We start from the raw sequence: 15,065 nt of genomic DNA, 5'->3' as shown, positions 1-15,065 counted from the left end.
ATGGCTTACCGGCCCTCGAAGCGCACCAAGAAGACGCTCATCGGAGTCGGCGCGGGCGCGCTGCTCGTCGGACTGAACGCCCCCGCCGCGCTCTCCTTCGCCGAGGAGCAGTACTACGCGTACAAGATCGCCCAGCCCGGCTACATGAAGAAGTACGGGTCGTGGAAACAGGTCGGCATTCCGGAGGAGTACCGCACCAACGCCATCCACGCGGCGCTCCTGCACACCGGCAAGGTGCTGATCGTGGCGGGCTCGGGCAACGAGCAGAAGAAATTCGACGAAGGGTCGTTCGACACGATCCTGTGGGATCCGAAGAACGACACGTTCAAGAAGATCGACACGCCGGAGGACTTCTTCTGCTCCGGGCACGCCCAACTCCCCGACGGGCGGCTCCTGGTGGCGGGCGGCACCGCGCGCTACGAGCTGCTCGACGGCGAGGTGGAGCGCGCGGGCGGCGGCATGCGGGTGAAGAACGAGAGCCCGGACAACACGGTGAGCATCAAGAAGGGCACCACGTTCCGCTCCCCGTCCGGCGTCGAGTACGTCAGCAAGTTCGACGTCGAAGTCCCCAAGGCGAAGCGGGACTTCGAGATCTCGTACTCCAAGGCCGGGGTGATGCAGCCCTGGAAGACGAAGGTCAAGGCGAGCGAGGTGCGCGTCTTCGTCGAGGCGAAGGAGCCGGGCAGGCAGTCGGTGACGGAGAAGTCGGCGCAGTACGAGATCGAGGGCCTGACGGGCGAGGACGCGGACAACGCGTACGGCATCGCCGAGAAGATCGACATGGAGAAGCAGGACTTCCAGGGGATCAAGGCGGCGTACGAGTTCGACCCGAAGGCCGAGCGGTACATCCCGGTGGACCCGATGGACAAGGCCCGCTGGTACCCGACGCTGGTCGGCCTCGAGGACGGCAAGGTGCTCGCGGTCTCCGGGCTCGACGACGTGGGCGTCATCGACCCGGGCGACAACGAGATCTACGACCCGAGGACGAAGAAGTGGTCGGACGGGCCCAAGCGGTACTTCCCGACCTACCCGGCGCTCTTCCTCACCAAGGGCGGCAAGCTCTTCTACCCGGCGTCGAACGCGGGCTACGGCCCCGCCGACAAGGGCAGGGAGCCGGGCCTGTGGGACCTGGAGACGAACAAGTTCGAGAAGGTCCCCGGCCTGGAGGACGTCGACCAGACCGAGACATCGGCGTCCGTGCTGCTGCCGCCCGCGCAGGACCAGAAGGTGATGGTCATGGGCGGCGGCGGGGTCGGCGAGTCGGAGAAGTCGACGCGCCGCACGGCGGTGATCGACCTCAAGGAGGACAACCCGTCCTTCAAGACGGGCCCCGAACTCCCGCAGGGCACACGGTACTTGAACAGCGTGCTGATGCCGGACGACTCGGTGTTCACGTCCAACGGCTCGGCGGACTACCGGGGCCGCAGCGGCAGCAACATCCTCAAGGCGCAGTTCTACGACCCCAAGACCAACGCCTTCCGCGAGGCCGCGTCACCCAAGGTGGGCCGCAACTACCACTCCGAGGCGCTGCTGCTGCCCGACGGCCGGGTCGCCACGTTCGGCTCCGACCCGCTCTACGACAACGAACAGAACACCAAGCTGGGCCACTTCGAGCAGCGCATGGAGATCTTCACGCCGCCCGCGCTGCACAAGGGCGGCAAGAACCGCCCGGTACTCGGCGAGGGCCCCGAGCAACTCCCGGCGGACGGCCGCGCGACGTTCCGCACCGACCACCCCGAGAACATCGCGTCGGCCCGGCTGATGCGCCCGAGCGCGGTGACGCACACCACGGACGTGGAACAGCGCTCGATCGCGCTGGGCGTCAGCAAGGGCAAGGGCGAAGTGACGGTGGACGTGCCGCGGGGCGACGCGGCCCTCGTGCCGCCGGGCTGGTACATGCTGTTCGTCACGGACAAGGGCGGCACGCCGTCCGAGGCGAAGTGGATCCACGTCGGCGACGAATGAAGCGGTGGACGAGTGAACCGGTAAGGCGAGTGAACCGGTGACCGGGGCCGCCTCACACCTCCTTGGCGTTCCTGGCGAGCCCCAGCGCGTAGTCCGGCCACCACTGCCCGGCCGCCGGGCCGCCCCGGCACGGCCCGTCCGAGTCACCGGGCCGCTTGATCCACAGGACGGCGTCAAGGAGCGGGTCGCCGGTGCGGTCGGTGGGCGGGGTGCCGAGGCCGCGCCCGGGCGGGTTGCACCAGGCGTCCTGGCGGTCGCCCACCAGGGGCCCCTTGCCGTTGCGGCTGGTGTCCATCACGAAGTGCTTGCCGCCGACGGTGGCCGAGAGCGTCCGGCCGTACGCCTTCACCGTCTCGTCGTCCTGGAAGTTGGAGACGTTCAGCGAGAAGCCGTCGGCCCGCTCGATGCCCGCCTTGTGCAGCGGCTCGGTGAGCTTGCGCGCGTCGGAGATCCAGCCGGGGTTGCCCGCGTCCAGATAGACCTTCGTCCTCGGCTGCCGCTTGAGCCGCTCGATGGCCTCGGAGAGCATCGAGAAGCGGTCGGCGTGGTACTCGGCGGGGGTGCAGCCGTCCACGATGTGCGGGATCGCGTCCGGTTCGAGGACGACCACGGCGGGCGCGGTGCCGATGGCGGCGGCGAAGGAGTCCACCCAGTTCCGGTAGTAGTCGGCGCTGCCCGCGCCGCCCGCCGAGTGCTGGCCGCAGTCGCGGTGCGGGATGTTGTAGGCGACGAGCACCGCCGTGCGCCCTTCGGCCGCCGCGCCCCCGGTCGCCTCCTTGATGTCGGGCGCCGGGTCGTCCCCGGCGGGCCAGATGGCCATCGGCTGCTCGGAGATCCGCTTGAGCGCCTCGGCGTCCCGGTCGCGGCCCTGCTCCTGCCACTGTCTGACCTGACGGGCGGCGGCGCTGTCCGGGTCGACCCAGAAGGCGCTGCCGGGCGGCGGGGTGCCGTCGGTGGCGGGGCCGCGCACGGCGGACGCCTCCTGCGGTCCCGACCCGGAATCCGATGAGCAGCCCGCGGTGAGCCCGAGGGCGGCCAGGGCAGCGAGTGCCGTGCATGTGCGGAGCAGCCGGTGCATCAGGACCCCTTGGGCGACGGTGACGAGGTGGCGACGGTGACGAGGTGACCGCGGAAGTGACGGTCGGTCAGCCAGCCGGCCCGGCAATCGTTACATAAGGGGCCAATCCCGCCCTTGTGCCACACCGCCTCCGGTGACGAGCGCGATGCCCAGGGGCGTGCACTCGTAGAGCACCTGGTGCCCGTACCGCCGCGACACCAGGAGCCCGGCGCCCCGCAGCGCCCCCAGGTGCGCGGAGACGGTGGACGGCGCGAGCCCGAGCCGGTGCGCGAGCCCCGACGTGGTGGCGGGCGCGTCGAGGGCGGCGAGCACCGTGGCGCGGCCCCTGCCGAGGAGTCGTACGAGCGCCGCGGGCGTACGTTCCGACGACTCGGTCCACAACCCCGCGATGCCCCGCACCGGATAGGCGAGCGTCGGCTGCCACGGCGGGTCGAACCCGCTGATCACGTCGGGCCACGAGAAGACGCTCGGGATCAGGACGAGACCCTGCCCCGCCAGATGCCGCACGTGCTCGTCGTGCCACTCCACGGTCAGCCTGCCCGCGTCCCAGGACAGGCGCCGGTCGATCTCCGGGAGCAGCCCGCCGAGCCCCACCTCCGCGAGCCGCCGCGAGTGAAAGGCGACATCGGCCTCCAGGAGCGCCCGCAGACGCGGCCAGTCCGGCTCGATCAGCGCGTGCCAGGCGGCCTCCAGGGCGTCCGCGAGCTCCCGCACCGCGCCCGCGGGATCGGCGAGCAGCGCCCTGCCCTTCGGCGAATCCGCGGCCCCCGGCGTACAGGCGAGCGCCCGCGCCAGGTCGTCCCTCGCCGCCTCGGGGTCGGACGCGCGGACACCCGCGATCTCCTCGTCGAAACGGGCGGCGGGCCCGATCGGCGGCGGTGCGAGGAAGTCGGGGGAATGCCCGCGCCGCGGCATGAGGAGCCACAGGCCGCTCAGGTCGAGCTCGCGGCTTGCCGCGCGGATGCGGCGCAGCCAGTGCGGGTGGTAGCCGTGCCGCTCGCGCCGCTTGAGCGTACGCACGGCCTCCTGCGTCTCCCACAGCGGCGACACCGCGAACCGGCAGCGCAACAGATCGTCCTGCCCGAAGTGGATGTGGAACGGCATGGACCCCCCTCGCCGGATACCGAACCCGGACGCCTTCACCGACGCGATCGGCACCGAAGCCGGATGCCGAAGCTTGGCACCGAGGCCGGATGCCGAAGCTTGGCACCGAACCCGGACGCCGAGGCCGGATGCTGAAGCTTGGCACCGAGGCCGGACGCCGAGGCCGGATGCCGAAGCTTGGCGCCGAAGCCGGACGCCGAGGCCGGATGCTGAAGCTTGGCGCCGAAGCCGGATGCCGAGGCCGGATGCCGAAGCCCGGCGCCGAAGCCCGGCGTCGAAGATTCGCCCGAGCCCGAAACTCTAGGCCGGTCACCGTCCCCCGCGTGAGGCTGCGGCCATGCCAGCAGAGCCCACCGGGTACACCCGTGTCTTCGCCGTACGCGAGTTCCGCACCGTCTTCGCCGCGCACGCCCTCTCCCTGCTCGGCGTCGTCGTCAGCGAGATCGCCCTGACCGTGCTCGTCTACCGGCTCACCGGATCACCCCTCCTGAGCGCCCTGACCTTCGCGCTCGGGATGCTGCCCTACCTCGTCGGCGGGACGCTCCTGTCCGGGATCGCCGACCGCTACCCGCCGCGCCGGGTGCTCGTCGTCTGCGACCTGCTCTGCGCGGCCTGCGCGGCACTCATGGCACTGCCCGCGACCCCCGTCGCCCTGCTCCTCGCGCTGCGCGCCGTCAACGCCCTCATCGCCCCGGTCTTCAACGGGACCCGCATGGCGACCCTCACCGACGTCCTCGGCGACGGCGACCTCTTCGTACTCGGCCGCTCCCTGCTGCGGATCGTCTCGCAGAGCTCCGTCCTCGTCGGCTTCGGCCTCGGCGGCGTACTCCTCACCTTCGTCCCGCCGCGCGGCGCGCTCGTCATCACCGTCGCCACCTTCGCCCTCTCCGCGCTCCTCCTGCGGTGCGGCACCAAGCGGCGGCCCGCGCGCGCGGGCGAGGGCGGCGGGGCACTCGTGCGGTACTCGCTCGGCGGCACGCGGCAGGTCCTCGCCGACCGCCGCGTACGCGCCCTGCTGCTGCTCTTCTGGGTGCCGCCCATGTTCATGGTCGCCCCCGAGGTGCTCGCCGCCCCCTACGCGGACGAGATCGGCATCGGCGTCGCGGGCGTCGGCCTGCTGATGTGCGCCCTGCCGGTGGGCACCATCGCCGCCGAGCTGTACGTGGGGTCCGCCCTGTCCGCCGCCGCGCGCGCCCGCGTCGTGGTGCCCCTCGCCGCGCTCACGCTGCTCCCGCTCACCGTGTACGCGGTCACCCCCGGCCTCGTCTGGTCCCTCGCCGCGCTGGTCGTCGCGGGCGCGGGATCGGCGTACACCCTGGGCCTGGACCGCTGGTTCGTGGACGCCGTGCCCGAGGAACTGCGCGGCCGCGCGATGACCGTGCACACGGCGGGCCTCATGACCGTCCAGGGCGCCGGGATGGCGCTGGCGGGCCTGGCGGCCGAGTTCTTCGCGGTGAGCACGGTGGTCGCGGCCTCGGGCGTGCTCGGTACGCTCTGCTGTCTGCTCCTGGTGGCCGAGGTGCGGCGCACCGCGCCCCGTCAGGTGCCTGCCGCGCGGGAACATGCGACCGAATTGCGAGACGGGGCTGACCACCATGTGACCGACGGGTAAGGTCGATCCCGTGCCGAAGCCGCTCAGCCTCCCCTTCGATCCCATCGCCCGCGCCGACGAGCTCTGGAAGCAGCGCTGGGGATCGGTCCCGGCCATGGGCGCGATCACCTCGATCATGCGCGCGCACCAGATCCTGCTCGCCGAGGTCGACGCGGTCGTCAAGCCGTACGGACTCACCTTCGCGCGGTACGAGGCGCTGGTCCTGCTCACGTTCTCGCAGGCCGGAGAGTTGCCGATGTCGAAGATCGGCGAGCGGCTCATGGTCCACCCGACGTCGGTCACCAACACGGTGGACCGGCTCGTGAAGTCCGGCCTCGTCGACAAGCGCCCCAACCCGAACGACGGCCGCGGCACGCTCGCCTCCATCACGGAGAAGGGCCGCGAGGTCGTCGAGTCGGCGACGCGCGAACTGATGGCGATGGACTTCGGGCTCGGCGTCTACGACGCGGAGGAGTGCGGGGAGATCTTCGCGATGCTCAGGCCCCTGCGGGTGGCGGCGGAGGACTTCGAGGAGAAGTAGGGCCCACCCGTTCCGCTCCGGGCGGGGGCGCTGAAGATCGCGCCAAAACGGGCCGTTACCCTCGATCGCATGAAGAAGAGCGTGCTGACCCGATACCGGGTGATGGCCTACGTCACCGCCGTCATGTTGCTCGTCCTGTGCGCCTGCATGGTGTTCAAGTACGGCTTCGACAAGGGTGAGGGCCTGACGCTGGTCGTCTCCCAGGTCCACGGCGTGCTCTACATCATCTACCTGATCTTCGCCTTCGACCTGGGCTCCAAGGCGAAGTGGCCGTTCGGCAAGCTGCTCTGGGTGCTGATCTCCGGCACCATCCCGACGGCCGCTTTCTTCGTCGAGCGCAAGGTCGTCCGCGAGGTCGAGCCGCTGATCACCGACGGTTCGCCGGTCATCGCCAAGGCGTAGTCTCCACCGCCGTGGGCAAGCCCACGGCGGTTTCCCATCGACATTTACTAGGACGTCCTAGTAAATTCGAAGGTATGGACGCTGACGCGATCGAGGAAGGCCGCCGCCGCTGGCAGGCCCGTTACGACAAGGCCCGCAAGCGCGACGCGGACTTCACCACGCTCTCCGGCGACCCGGTCGAGCCCGTCTACGGGCCCCGGCCCGGCGACACGTACGACGGGTTCGAGCGGATCGGCTGGCCCGGCGAGTACCCCTTCACGCGCGGGCTCTACCCCACCGGGTACCGCGGCAGGACCTGGACCATCCGCCAGTTCGCGGGCTTCGGCAACGCCGAGCAGACGAACGAGCGCTACAAGATGATCCTGGCCAACGGCGGCGGCGGGCTCTCCGTCGCCTTCGACATGCCGACCCTGATGGGCCGCGACTCCGACGACCCGCGCTCGCTCGGCGAGGTCGGGCACTGCGGCGTCGCCATCGACTCCGCCGCCGACATGGAGGTCCTCTTCAAGGACATCCCGCTCGGCGACGTGACGACGTCCATGACGATCAGCGGGCCCGCCGTGCCCGTCTTCTGCATGTACCTGGTCGCCGCCGAGCGCCAGGGCGTCGACCCGGGCGTCCTCAACGGCACGCTGCAGACCGACATCTTCAAGGAGTACATCGCGCAGAAGGAGTGGCTCTTCCAGCCCGAGCCGCACCTGCGCCTCATCGGCGACCTGATGGAGCACTGCGCGCGCGACATCCCCGCGTACAAGCCGCTCTCCGTCTCCGGCTACCACATCCGCGAGGCCGGGGCGACGGCCGCGCAGGAGCTCGCGTACACCCTCGCGGACGGCTTCGGGTACGTGGAGCTCGGCCTCTCGCGCGGGCTCGACGTCGACGTCTTCGCGCCGGGGCTCTCCTTCTTCTTCGACGCGCACCTCGACTTCTTCGAGGAGATCGCCAAGTTCCGCGCCGCGCGCCGCATCTGGGCCCGCTGGCTGCGCGACGTGTACGGCGCGCAGACCGACAAGGCGCAGTGGCTGCGCTTCCACACGCAGACCGCCGGTGTCTCGCTCACCGCGCAGCAGCCGTACAACAACGTCGTGCGTACGGCCGTGGAGGCCCTCTCCGCCGTCCTCGGCGGCACCAACTCCCTGCACACCAACGCCCTCGACGAGACCCTCGCCCTGCCGAGCGAGCAGGCCGCCGAGATCGCGCTGCGCACGCAGCAGGTGCTCATGGAGGAGACCGGCGTCGCCAACGTCGCCGACCCGCTGGGCGGTTCCTGGTACGTCGAGCAGCTCACCGACCGCATCGAGGCCGACGCGGAGAAGATCTTCGAGCAGATCAGGGAGCGGGGGCGTCGGGCTCATCCCGACGGGCAGCACCCGATCGGGCCGATCACGTCCGGGATCCTGCGGGGCATCGAGGACGGCTGGTTCACCGGCGAGATCGCCGAGTCGGCGTTCCAGTACCAGCAGTCCCTGGAGAAGGGCGACAAGCGGGTCGTGGGCGTGAACGTCCACCATGGTTCCGTCACCGGTGACCTGGAGATCCTGCGGGTCAGCCACGAGGTGGAGCGGGATCAGGTCCAGGACCTCGCGGGGCGCAAGGGGCGGCGGGACGACGCGAAGGTCCGTGCCTCGCTGGACCTGATGCTGGCCGCGGCCCGCGACGGCTCGAACATGATCGCGCCGATGCTCGACGCGGTGCGGGCCGAGGCGACCCTCGGGGAGATCTGCGGAGTTCTCCGGGACGAGTGGGGGGTCTACGTGGAGCCGCCGGGGTTCTAGGCCTCTCGGTCGACTGTGGGCCGGGGGGGCTTTTAGGGGCGCGGGGAACTGCGCGACAAGCCCCCACCGGCCCGCAGATGGTACAAAACGGGGCGAGCCCCCCACGCCCCGGTCGACGGCGTGAATTCGTAGGTTTAAGGCCCAGGGGCCAGGGCAGGCGGTGCCGGTCAGCCTGTCCTGCCCCTGGAGTCACCCTTGAGCTCGAACGGTCACGCCCGCACCGCCGCCGTCGCCATAGGCGCCGCCACCTGCACCATTCTCGGTGCGCTGCTCGTGGGCGGCTCGGGTGAGGTGAGTGCGAGTCCGCCGGCCGAGCCGAAGGTGCAGGACGAGTTCGATTCGCTGGGGCCCACGGTGCGGGCGGCGAAGCTCTCCGACGGGCGGACCGCGCACTACTCGGACACCGGTGAGAAGGACGGCAAGCCCGTGTTGTTCATCGGCGGCACCGGCACCAGCGCCCGTGCGTCGCACATGACGGACTTCTTCCGTTCGACGCGCGAGGACCTGGGCCTGCGGCTCATCTCCGTGGAGCGCAACGGCTTCGGCGACACCGACTACGACAAGGACCTGGGCAAGGCCGACTTCGCGAAGGACGCCATCGAGGTTCTCGACAAGATCGGCGTCGACGACGTCTCGGTGATCGCGATCTCCGGTGGCGGGCCCTACGCCGCCGAACTCGCGGCGCGCGCCCCCGGGCGGATCTCGCAGCTCCACCTCGCGGCCGCCCTGCCGCCCTTCGGCGCCAAGCCCGCGTACTGCGGTCTGTCCGACGAAGCGCTCGCCGCCGCCGTGCAGGACCAGATCAAGGACCCGCGCAAGTGGTGGGCCTTCCCCGACGACAGTCCCGTGAAGTCGATTCCCGGCTTCGCCGACACCGCGTACGAGGAAGGGGCGCGCACCTACAACCAGCGCGGCCAGCAGGCCGACCCGGCGCCGCAGGTGCACGAGCAGAAGCTGTACTGCCAGCGTCCTGGCCCCGACCTGTCGAAGCTGGACGCCCCCGTCTACCTCTACGGCGGCAAGAAGGACACCACCGTGCCGCCGTCGACGCTGAAGACCTGGCAGGACGCGCTGCCGGGCAAGGCGAAGGTGCGGACGTACGCCGACTCGGGCCATGACGTGCAGTACCGGCACTGGGACCAGATCCTGGTCGATCTGGCCGGGCACGGGGACCGTACCGTCGTGTGCAAGGGCGGCAAGACCCGGGTGCTCGTCGCGCGCGAGGCCGACCGGTTCGTCGCCAAGGGCAAGGCCACGCTGGGCAGCTGCGCCTGGGCCAAGAAGAAGTAGGGCCGGGGCGAGGAGTGGCAAGCAGGCACGTCAGGTCCTGCCGGGCAGGGTCAGGCGGAACTGGGCGCCGCCGCCAGGGGCCCGTTCCGCCGTCAGTTCCGCGCCGTGCGCGTGCGCGATCTGGCGTGCCATCGCCAGGCCGAGGCCCGATCCCGGCAGGGCGCGGGCCTTCTCGGCGCGGTAGAAGCGGTCGAAGACGTACGGCAGGTCCTCCTCGGCGATGCCGGGTCCGTGGTCGCGCACGGTCAGGGCCGTGCGGGTCAGCGCGACCTCGACCGGTGCGCCGGGCGGGCTGAACTTGGCGGCGTTGTCGAGGAGATTGGTCAGCAGGCGGGACAGGCGCGCCGGTACGCCGGGGACGCTGAGGTCCACCGCCTCCGGTGCCACCTGGAGGCCGAAGGGGACGGCGGGCCAGTGGCCGCGGGCGGCGTCGACGCCGTGGGCGACCAGGGGAGCGAGCCGCACTTCCTCCAGGAGGGGCTGGGGCTCCTCCTCCCTGGCCAGTTCGATCAAGTCGTTGACGAGGCCGGTGACTTCGCGCAGCTGGCGGCCGAGCGCGCCGGACGCCCGGTCGCGCTGAGCATCCGTCAGGCGCTCTGCCCTGGCGAGGAGTTCGGCGTTCGTACGGAGTGCGGTGAGCGGGGTGCGCAGCTCGTGCGAGGCGTCGGCGACCAGGCGGCGGCGGGCCGCGACGGACTCCTCCAGTTCGGCGAGCATCGTGTTGAACGTGGCTGCCAGGCGGGTGACTTCGTCCTCGCGGCCCGGCGGTCCCGGCGGCAGTTCGATGCGGTGGCGGGCGTCGCGGGTGGCCGCGATGCGCTCGGCGGTGGCGGTGAGGCGGGTGATCGGCGCGAGCCCGGTGCGCGAGACCCAGTAGCCGCCGAGCCCGGAGAGCAGCACCCCGGCGCCGCCCACCGCGGAGAGCAGGGACGCGGCCTGGCTGACGCCGCGTTCGGCGATGTCGGCGCGCAGGGCGACCTGCACGGCCTCGCCGTCCTTGCCGAAGGTGGTGGTGTACATCCGGCCCGGCTTGCCGCCGGGGAGGGTGAAGTTCGAGTAGTACGGGGTCTGTTGACCGGCGGCGACGCTGCGGGTCGGCTGCGTCACGGGCAGCAGGTACGGCTTCGACGGGTCGTTCGCGGGGTCCTCGGGGACGATCTGCGAGCAGGCGGGGGCGCCCAGGAACCGGCACTCGCCCGTCATGACGCCGGGGCCCTCGGCGCGGTGCTGCTGGGCGATGAGCCCGGCGGACTGCGCGAGGTTCTGGTCGAGCTGCTGGTACAGCTTGTAGCGGATCACGAAGAACGCGGCCGCGCACACCCCGATCGCCACCAGGGCCACGGCCGCCGCCGCGGCCATGGCGAGCCGGGTGCGCAGCGGCCTGCGGCGCAGCCAGCGCGCGCCGAGCCCGCGGCGGCCGCTCACGGGGTGCCGAGCCGGTAGCCGACGCCGTGCACGGTGTGCACCAGGCGGGGTTCGCCGCCCGACTCCAGTTTGCGGCGCAGGTAACCGACGTACACGGCGAGGGAGTTGGAGTCGGGGCCGAAGTCGCGGCCCCAGACGGTGCGCTGGATGAGGTCGCGCGGCAGGACCTGCCCCGCGTTGCGCAGGAGCAGTTCGAGGAGGGCGGCCTCGGTGCGGCTGAATTCCACGGCGCGCCCGCCGCGGCGTCCTGTGCGGGTGGCCGGGTCCAGGACGAGATCGCCGTACGAGAGGGCGTCGTCGTCGCGTTCGGGCAGCTCGGGCGTCAGACGGCGGAGCAGCGCCCGGACGCGCGCCACCAGCTCGTCCAGGGCGAACGGCTTGACCAGGTAGTCGTCGGCGCCCGCGTCGAGGCCGTCGACGCGCTCGCTCACCGAGTCCAGTGCGGTCAGCACCAGGACCGGGGTGCGGTCGCCCGCCGCGCGCAGCTGGCGGCAGACGGCGAGGCCGTCCATGACCGGCATCAGGACGTCGAGGACGAGCAGGTCGGGCTGCCAGCGGGCGACCGCGAGGAGCGCGCGGTGGCCGTCGGCCGCGCCGCGGACCCGGTGGCCCTCGATCGTCAGGGCGTCCTCCACCGCGGCGCGCACCTCGGGGTCGTCGTCCACGACGAGGATCTTGTGGGGCGCCGGTTCCGCGCCGCCCGGTGGGGCGCCCTTGCCGGTCGCGCTCGTGAAGCTCATGCCCCCACGGTGCCAAACGTGCTTCTTAAAACCCTCTTAGACCCTCTCGTAATGCTCCATTGCCATGCGAACCTCTCACTCCGATCCCTCGGATCGTCCGGGCTCCTCCCGTCTCTCCGTCGTGATCGGTGCGGGCGGCACCGGCGGGCACATCTATCCGGGCCTCGCCCTCGCCGACGCGCTGCGCCGGGCCGTGCCGGACGCGGTGATCTCCTTCGTCGGCACGGAGCGCGGCCTGGAGACCCGGCTGATACCGGACGCCGGCTACCGCCTGCACACCGTCGACATGATCCCCTTCGACCCCTCGCTCGGCGCCCGCCGCTATCTGCTGCCCGCCGCGCTGATGAAGTCCGGCGCCCAGTGCCGGGCCATCCTGCGCGAGCAGGGCGCGCAGGTGGCCGTCGGCATGGGCGGCTACCCCAGCGCCCCCGCCATCGTCGGCGCCCGCATGGCGGGCCTGCCGAGCCTCATCCACGAGTCCAACGCCGTGCCGGGCCGCGCCAACCGCTTCGCGGCCCGCCTCACCCCGAACATCGCGGTCGCCTTCGACCGCAGCCGGGCCCATCTGCCCGGCGGTGAGCGCGCGTTCACCACCGGCATGCCCATCGCGGCGCCGCTCGCCGCCCTGGACAGGACCGCGCTGCGGGCCGAGGCGCGCCGCGCGTTCGGCGTGCCCGAAGGCCGCCGCCTGGTCCTCTTCAACGGCGGCAGCCTGGGCGCCAAGCGTCTGACCCGGGCCGCGCTCGGGCTCGCCGCGCGCTGGCAGGGGCGGACCGACGTACATCTCCTGATCAAGACAGGGCCCGCGGTCCTGGAGGAGACGCGGGACCGGCTCGCGTACGAGGGCGGTAGCGCCGTCGCCGAGGCCGTGCCCTACCTCGACCGCATGGACCTCGCCTACGCGGCCGCCGACCTCGTCGTCTGCCGCGCGGGTTCGGCGACCGTCGCCGAACTCGCCGCGACCGGCGTACCCGCCGTCCTCGTGCCCTACCCGCACGCGCCGGGCGACCACCAGACCCACAACGCCCGGGTCCTGACCGACGCGGGCGCGGGGCTGCTCCTTCCCGACGAGGAGACGACCGCGGAGCGCCTCGCCGAACTCGTGGGGCCGCTGCTCGCGGACCCCGCACGGCTCGCCGCGATGAGCGGCGCCGCGGACCCCGGGCCGCACGCCCGCGCCGCCGACCTGCTCGCCGAGCGGGTCATCGCACTCACCCACCACACCGCACACCTGGAGTACGCGTGAACACCTCTTCCCCGCAGGACTTCTCCTGGCAGAACCGCACCGTCCTCGTCACCGGAGCCGAGGGTTTCATCGGCTCGACGCTCGTCGACCTGCTGCTCGAAGCGGGCGCGAAGGTCCGGGCGTTCGTCCACTACAAGCCGTACGCCGAGAAGGGGCACCTGGCGCATCTGCTCGGTGACCCGCGGGTCGAGATGATCGCGGGCGACGTGCGGGACGCGGGGCGCGTGATGGACGCGGTCGAGGGCTGCGACACGGTCTTCCACCTGGCCGCGCTGATCGGCATCCCGTACTCGTACGACTCCCCGGGCGCGTACGTCCAGACGAACGTGGTCGGCACCGAGAACATCGCGGAGGCGTGCGGGCGGCACTCCGTGCGGCGGCTCGTCCACACGTCCACCAGTGAGGTGTACGGGACCGCGCTGACCGCGCCGATCAGCGAGGCGCACCCGCTGCAGCCGCAGTCGCCCTACTCGGCCTCGAAGATCGGCGCCGACATGATGGCGCTGTCGCACTGGCACGCGTTCGAGTTGCCGGTGACGGTGGTGCGGCCCTTCAACACGTACGGGCCGCGGCAGTCGGCCCGTGCGGTCATTCCCACGATCCTGGCGCAGCTGCACTCCGGTGCGCGGGAGATCAAGCTGGGGTCGCTTACGCCCACGCGGGACTTCACGTATGTCACTGATACGGCGCGGGGGTTCATGGCGATGGCGGTGTCCGAGCGGGCGCTCGGGCACGCGGTGAATCTCGGTGTGGGGCGGGAGATCTCCATCGGTGACCTTGCGGAGGCGCTCATCGCTGCGTCCGGGCGCGAGGCGTCCGTGGTCGTCGACCCCGCTCGTCTTCGCCCTTCGGGCAGTGAGGTGGAGAGGCTGCTGTCCGACAACTCCCGGGCGCGGGAGTGGGCGGGGTGGGTCCCGGAGGTCTCCTTGGCGGAGGGCCTGAAGTTGACCTCTGCCTGGGTCGCCGAGAATCTGCACCTTTTCGCTGCGGAGCGGTACCAGGTCTGATTCCTTGGCCGCGGGCCGGTGGGGGCTGGTCGCGCAGTTCCCCGCGCCCCTGACTCAGCCGTTCCTGCGCCACCCGGTCGGTCACGGCCCCGCGCCTCTGACCTAGCCGTTCCTGCGCCACCCGGTCGGTCACGGCCCCGCGTCCCTGGCCTAGCCGTCCCTGCGTCACCCGGTCGGGTTTGTGCCGCTGGTGCGTGCTCGCGCGGCGGAGCCGCAAATGTCACCGTCCCGCGGCCCTAGCCGAATCGTCCCTGCGTCACCCGCTCAGGTTTGTGCCGCCGCTGCCAAGCCGCCCAGTAGGAGCAGGGTGAAGCGGTGGGCCCACTCCTCGTCCACCGGCTCACCGCTCACCAGCGCCCGGTGGACCACCGCGCCCGCGATCACGTCGAAGATCAGGTCGGCCGTGCGGGCGGCGGAGACCGGGTCGGACTCCGTGGGGAGTTCGCCCCGTTCCTGGGCCCGCGCCCGTCCGGCCAGGACCAGGCGTTTTTGGCGGTCGACGATGGACGTGCGGATTCGTTCCCGCAGTGGTGCGTCCGTCGTCGACTCCGCGACCACCGCCATCAGCGCCGTCTTGGTCTCGGGCCGCCCGAGCAGCAGCGCGAACTGCAGGACGACGCCCTCGATGTCCGCGGCGAGGCTGCCCCTGTCCGGCAGTTCCAGTTCGTCGAAGAGTTCCGCGACCGCGTCCACGACCAGTTCGCTCTTGCCCGCCCAGCGCCGGTACAGGGTGGTCTTGGCGACGCCCGCGCGCGTGGCGACGTCGCTCAGGGTCAGCTTGGACCAGCCGAGCTCGACCAGGCCCTGGCGGGTCGCCTCCAGGATCGCGGCGTCGGCCGCCGCGCTGCGCGGACGGCCTCCGGTGCGGGCGGGAGGTGTGATGCGGCTCTGCATGCCCGCG

Annotated in this window: 13 protein-coding genes; 8 read left to right on the top strand and 5 right to left on the bottom strand. The window is 71.7% G+C overall.

Translation table 11 applies throughout. The features are described from left to right. A complete protein-coding gene (locus CP970_RS13325) occupies positions 1 to 1,965 on the top strand; it encodes a radical copper oxidase GlxA (protein ID WP_055556489.1) in 1,965 nt (654 codons plus the stop codon). A 52-nt stretch (positions 1,966 to 2,017) separates the two neighbouring features. Here the strand turns inward: CP970_RS13325 and CP970_RS13320 are convergent, their stop codons facing one another. After that, on the bottom strand, positions 2,018 to 3,043 hold the full coding sequence (locus CP970_RS13320; RefSeq protein WP_055556491.1) for a glycoside hydrolase family 6 protein: 1,026 nt from the start codon (positions 3,041 to 3,043) through the stop codon (positions 2,018 to 2,020). 90 nt (positions 3,044 to 3,133) lie between these two features. Continuing rightward, entirely contained in the window at positions 3,134 to 4,147 is a 1,014-nt protein-coding gene (locus CP970_RS13315; protein WP_055556493.1) for an ArsR/SmtB family transcription factor, read from the bottom strand. Between the two features lie 337 nt (positions 4,148 to 4,484). On the opposite strand from CP970_RS13315, the gene CP970_RS13310 reads away from it, so the two are divergent. The 5 genes from CP970_RS13310 (at position 4,485) to CP970_RS13290 (ending at position 9,746) form a co-directional block, all read left to right on the top strand. Continuing rightward, the gene (locus CP970_RS13310; RefSeq protein WP_055556495.1) at positions 4,485 to 5,759 is read left to right on the top strand and encodes an MFS transporter; all 1,275 of its coding nucleotides are present in this window, start codon (positions 4,485 to 4,487) and stop codon (positions 5,757 to 5,759) included. Between the two features lie 10 nt (positions 5,760 to 5,769). Further along, complete coding sequence (locus CP970_RS13305; protein WP_055556497.1) at positions 5,770 to 6,279, top strand: MarR family winged helix-turn-helix transcriptional regulator; 510 nt, start codon at positions 5,770 to 5,772, stop codon at positions 6,277 to 6,279. Between the two features lie 69 nt (positions 6,280 to 6,348). Next, positions 6,349 to 6,681: a DUF3817 domain-containing protein gene (locus tag CP970_RS13300; protein WP_055556499.1), complete on the top strand. Its 333-nt coding sequence runs from the start codon at positions 6,349 to 6,351 to the stop codon at positions 6,679 to 6,681. A 74-nt stretch (positions 6,682 to 6,755) separates the two neighbouring features. After that, on the top strand, positions 6,756 to 8,456 hold the full coding sequence (locus CP970_RS13295; RefSeq protein WP_055556501.1) for an acyl-CoA mutase large subunit family protein: 1,701 nt from the start codon (positions 6,756 to 6,758) through the stop codon (positions 8,454 to 8,456). Between the two features lie 195 nt (positions 8,457 to 8,651). Then, a complete protein-coding gene (locus CP970_RS13290) occupies positions 8,652 to 9,746 on the top strand; it encodes an alpha/beta fold hydrolase (protein WP_055544748.1) in 1,095 nt (364 codons plus the stop codon). 30 nt (positions 9,747 to 9,776) lie between these two features. Here the strand turns inward: CP970_RS13290 and CP970_RS13285 are convergent, their stop codons facing one another. Both CP970_RS13285 and CP970_RS13280 read right to left on the bottom strand, forming a co-directional pair. Then, a complete protein-coding gene (locus CP970_RS13285; protein ID WP_055544749.1) occupies positions 9,777 to 11,171 on the bottom strand; it encodes a sensor histidine kinase in 1,395 nt (464 codons plus the stop codon). After that, positions 11,168 to 11,911, bottom strand: a complete 744-nt coding sequence (locus CP970_RS13280; protein ID WP_079043253.1) for a response regulator transcription factor — start codon at positions 11,909 to 11,911, stop codon at positions 11,168 to 11,170. Before CP970_RS13280 ends, CP970_RS13285 begins: the two co-directional genes overlap by 4 nt. Before the next feature lie 64 nt (positions 11,912 to 11,975). Between CP970_RS13280 and murG the strand changes: the two genes are divergently transcribed. Both murG and CP970_RS13270 read left to right on the top strand, forming a co-directional pair. Next, a complete protein-coding gene (murG, locus tag CP970_RS13275) occupies positions 11,976 to 13,157 on the top strand; it encodes an undecaprenyldiphospho-muramoylpentapeptide beta-N-acetylglucosaminyltransferase (protein WP_055544750.1) in 1,182 nt (393 codons plus the stop codon). After that, positions 13,154 to 14,164 carry a GDP-mannose 4,6-dehydratase gene (locus tag CP970_RS13270; RefSeq protein WP_055544751.1) on the top strand — a complete coding sequence of 337 codons (1,011 nt, stop codon included), beginning with the start codon at positions 13,154 to 13,156 and terminating at the stop codon, positions 14,162 to 14,164. Before murG ends, CP970_RS13270 begins: the two co-directional genes overlap by 4 nt. A 264-nt stretch (positions 14,165 to 14,428) precedes the next feature. Here the strand turns inward: CP970_RS13270 and CP970_RS13265 are convergent, their stop codons facing one another. Then, positions 14,429 to 15,058: a TetR/AcrR family transcriptional regulator gene (locus CP970_RS13265; RefSeq protein WP_079043254.1), complete on the bottom strand. Its 630-nt coding sequence runs from the start codon at positions 15,056 to 15,058 to the stop codon at positions 14,429 to 14,431. Positions 15,059 to 15,065 lie beyond the last annotated feature (7 nt).

The sequence above is a fragment of the Streptomyces kanamyceticus genome, assembly GCF_008704495.1.
Classification (GTDB): domain Bacteria; phylum Actinomycetota; class Actinomycetes; order Streptomycetales; family Streptomycetaceae; genus Streptomyces; species Streptomyces kanamyceticus.
This window is presented reverse-complemented; position numbering and strand designations above follow the sequence as displayed.

Coding starts and splice junctions, on each gene's coding strand:
- CP970_RS13280 (WP_079043253.1), bottom strand. CDS start 11,911: ATGAGCTTCACGAGCGCGACCGGCAAGGGCGCCCCACCGGGCGGCGCG.
- CP970_RS13300 (WP_055556499.1), top strand. CDS start 6,349: ATGAAGAAGAGCGTGCTGACCCGATACCGGGTGATGGCCTACGTCACC.
- CP970_RS13320 (WP_055556491.1), bottom strand. CDS start 3,043: ATGCACCGGCTGCTCCGCACATGCACGGCACTCGCTGCCCTGGCCGCC.
- CP970_RS13265 (WP_079043254.1), bottom strand. CDS start 15,058: ATGCAGAGCCGCATCACACCTCCCGCCCGCACCGGAGGCCGTCCGCGC.
- CP970_RS13315 (WP_055556493.1), bottom strand. CDS start 4,147: ATGCCGTTCCACATCCACTTCGGGCAGGACGATCTGTTGCGCTGCCGG.
- CP970_RS13310 (WP_055556495.1), top strand. CDS start 4,485: ATGCCAGCAGAGCCCACCGGGTACACCCGTGTCTTCGCCGTACGCGAG.
- CP970_RS13295 (WP_055556501.1), top strand. CDS start 6,756: ATGGACGCTGACGCGATCGAGGAAGGCCGCCGCCGCTGGCAGGCCCGT.
- murG (WP_055544750.1), top strand. CDS start 11,976: ATGCGAACCTCTCACTCCGATCCCTCGGATCGTCCGGGCTCCTCCCGT.
- CP970_RS13325 (WP_055556489.1), top strand. CDS start 1: ATGGCTTACCGGCCCTCGAAGCGCACCAAGAAGACGCTCATCGGAGTC.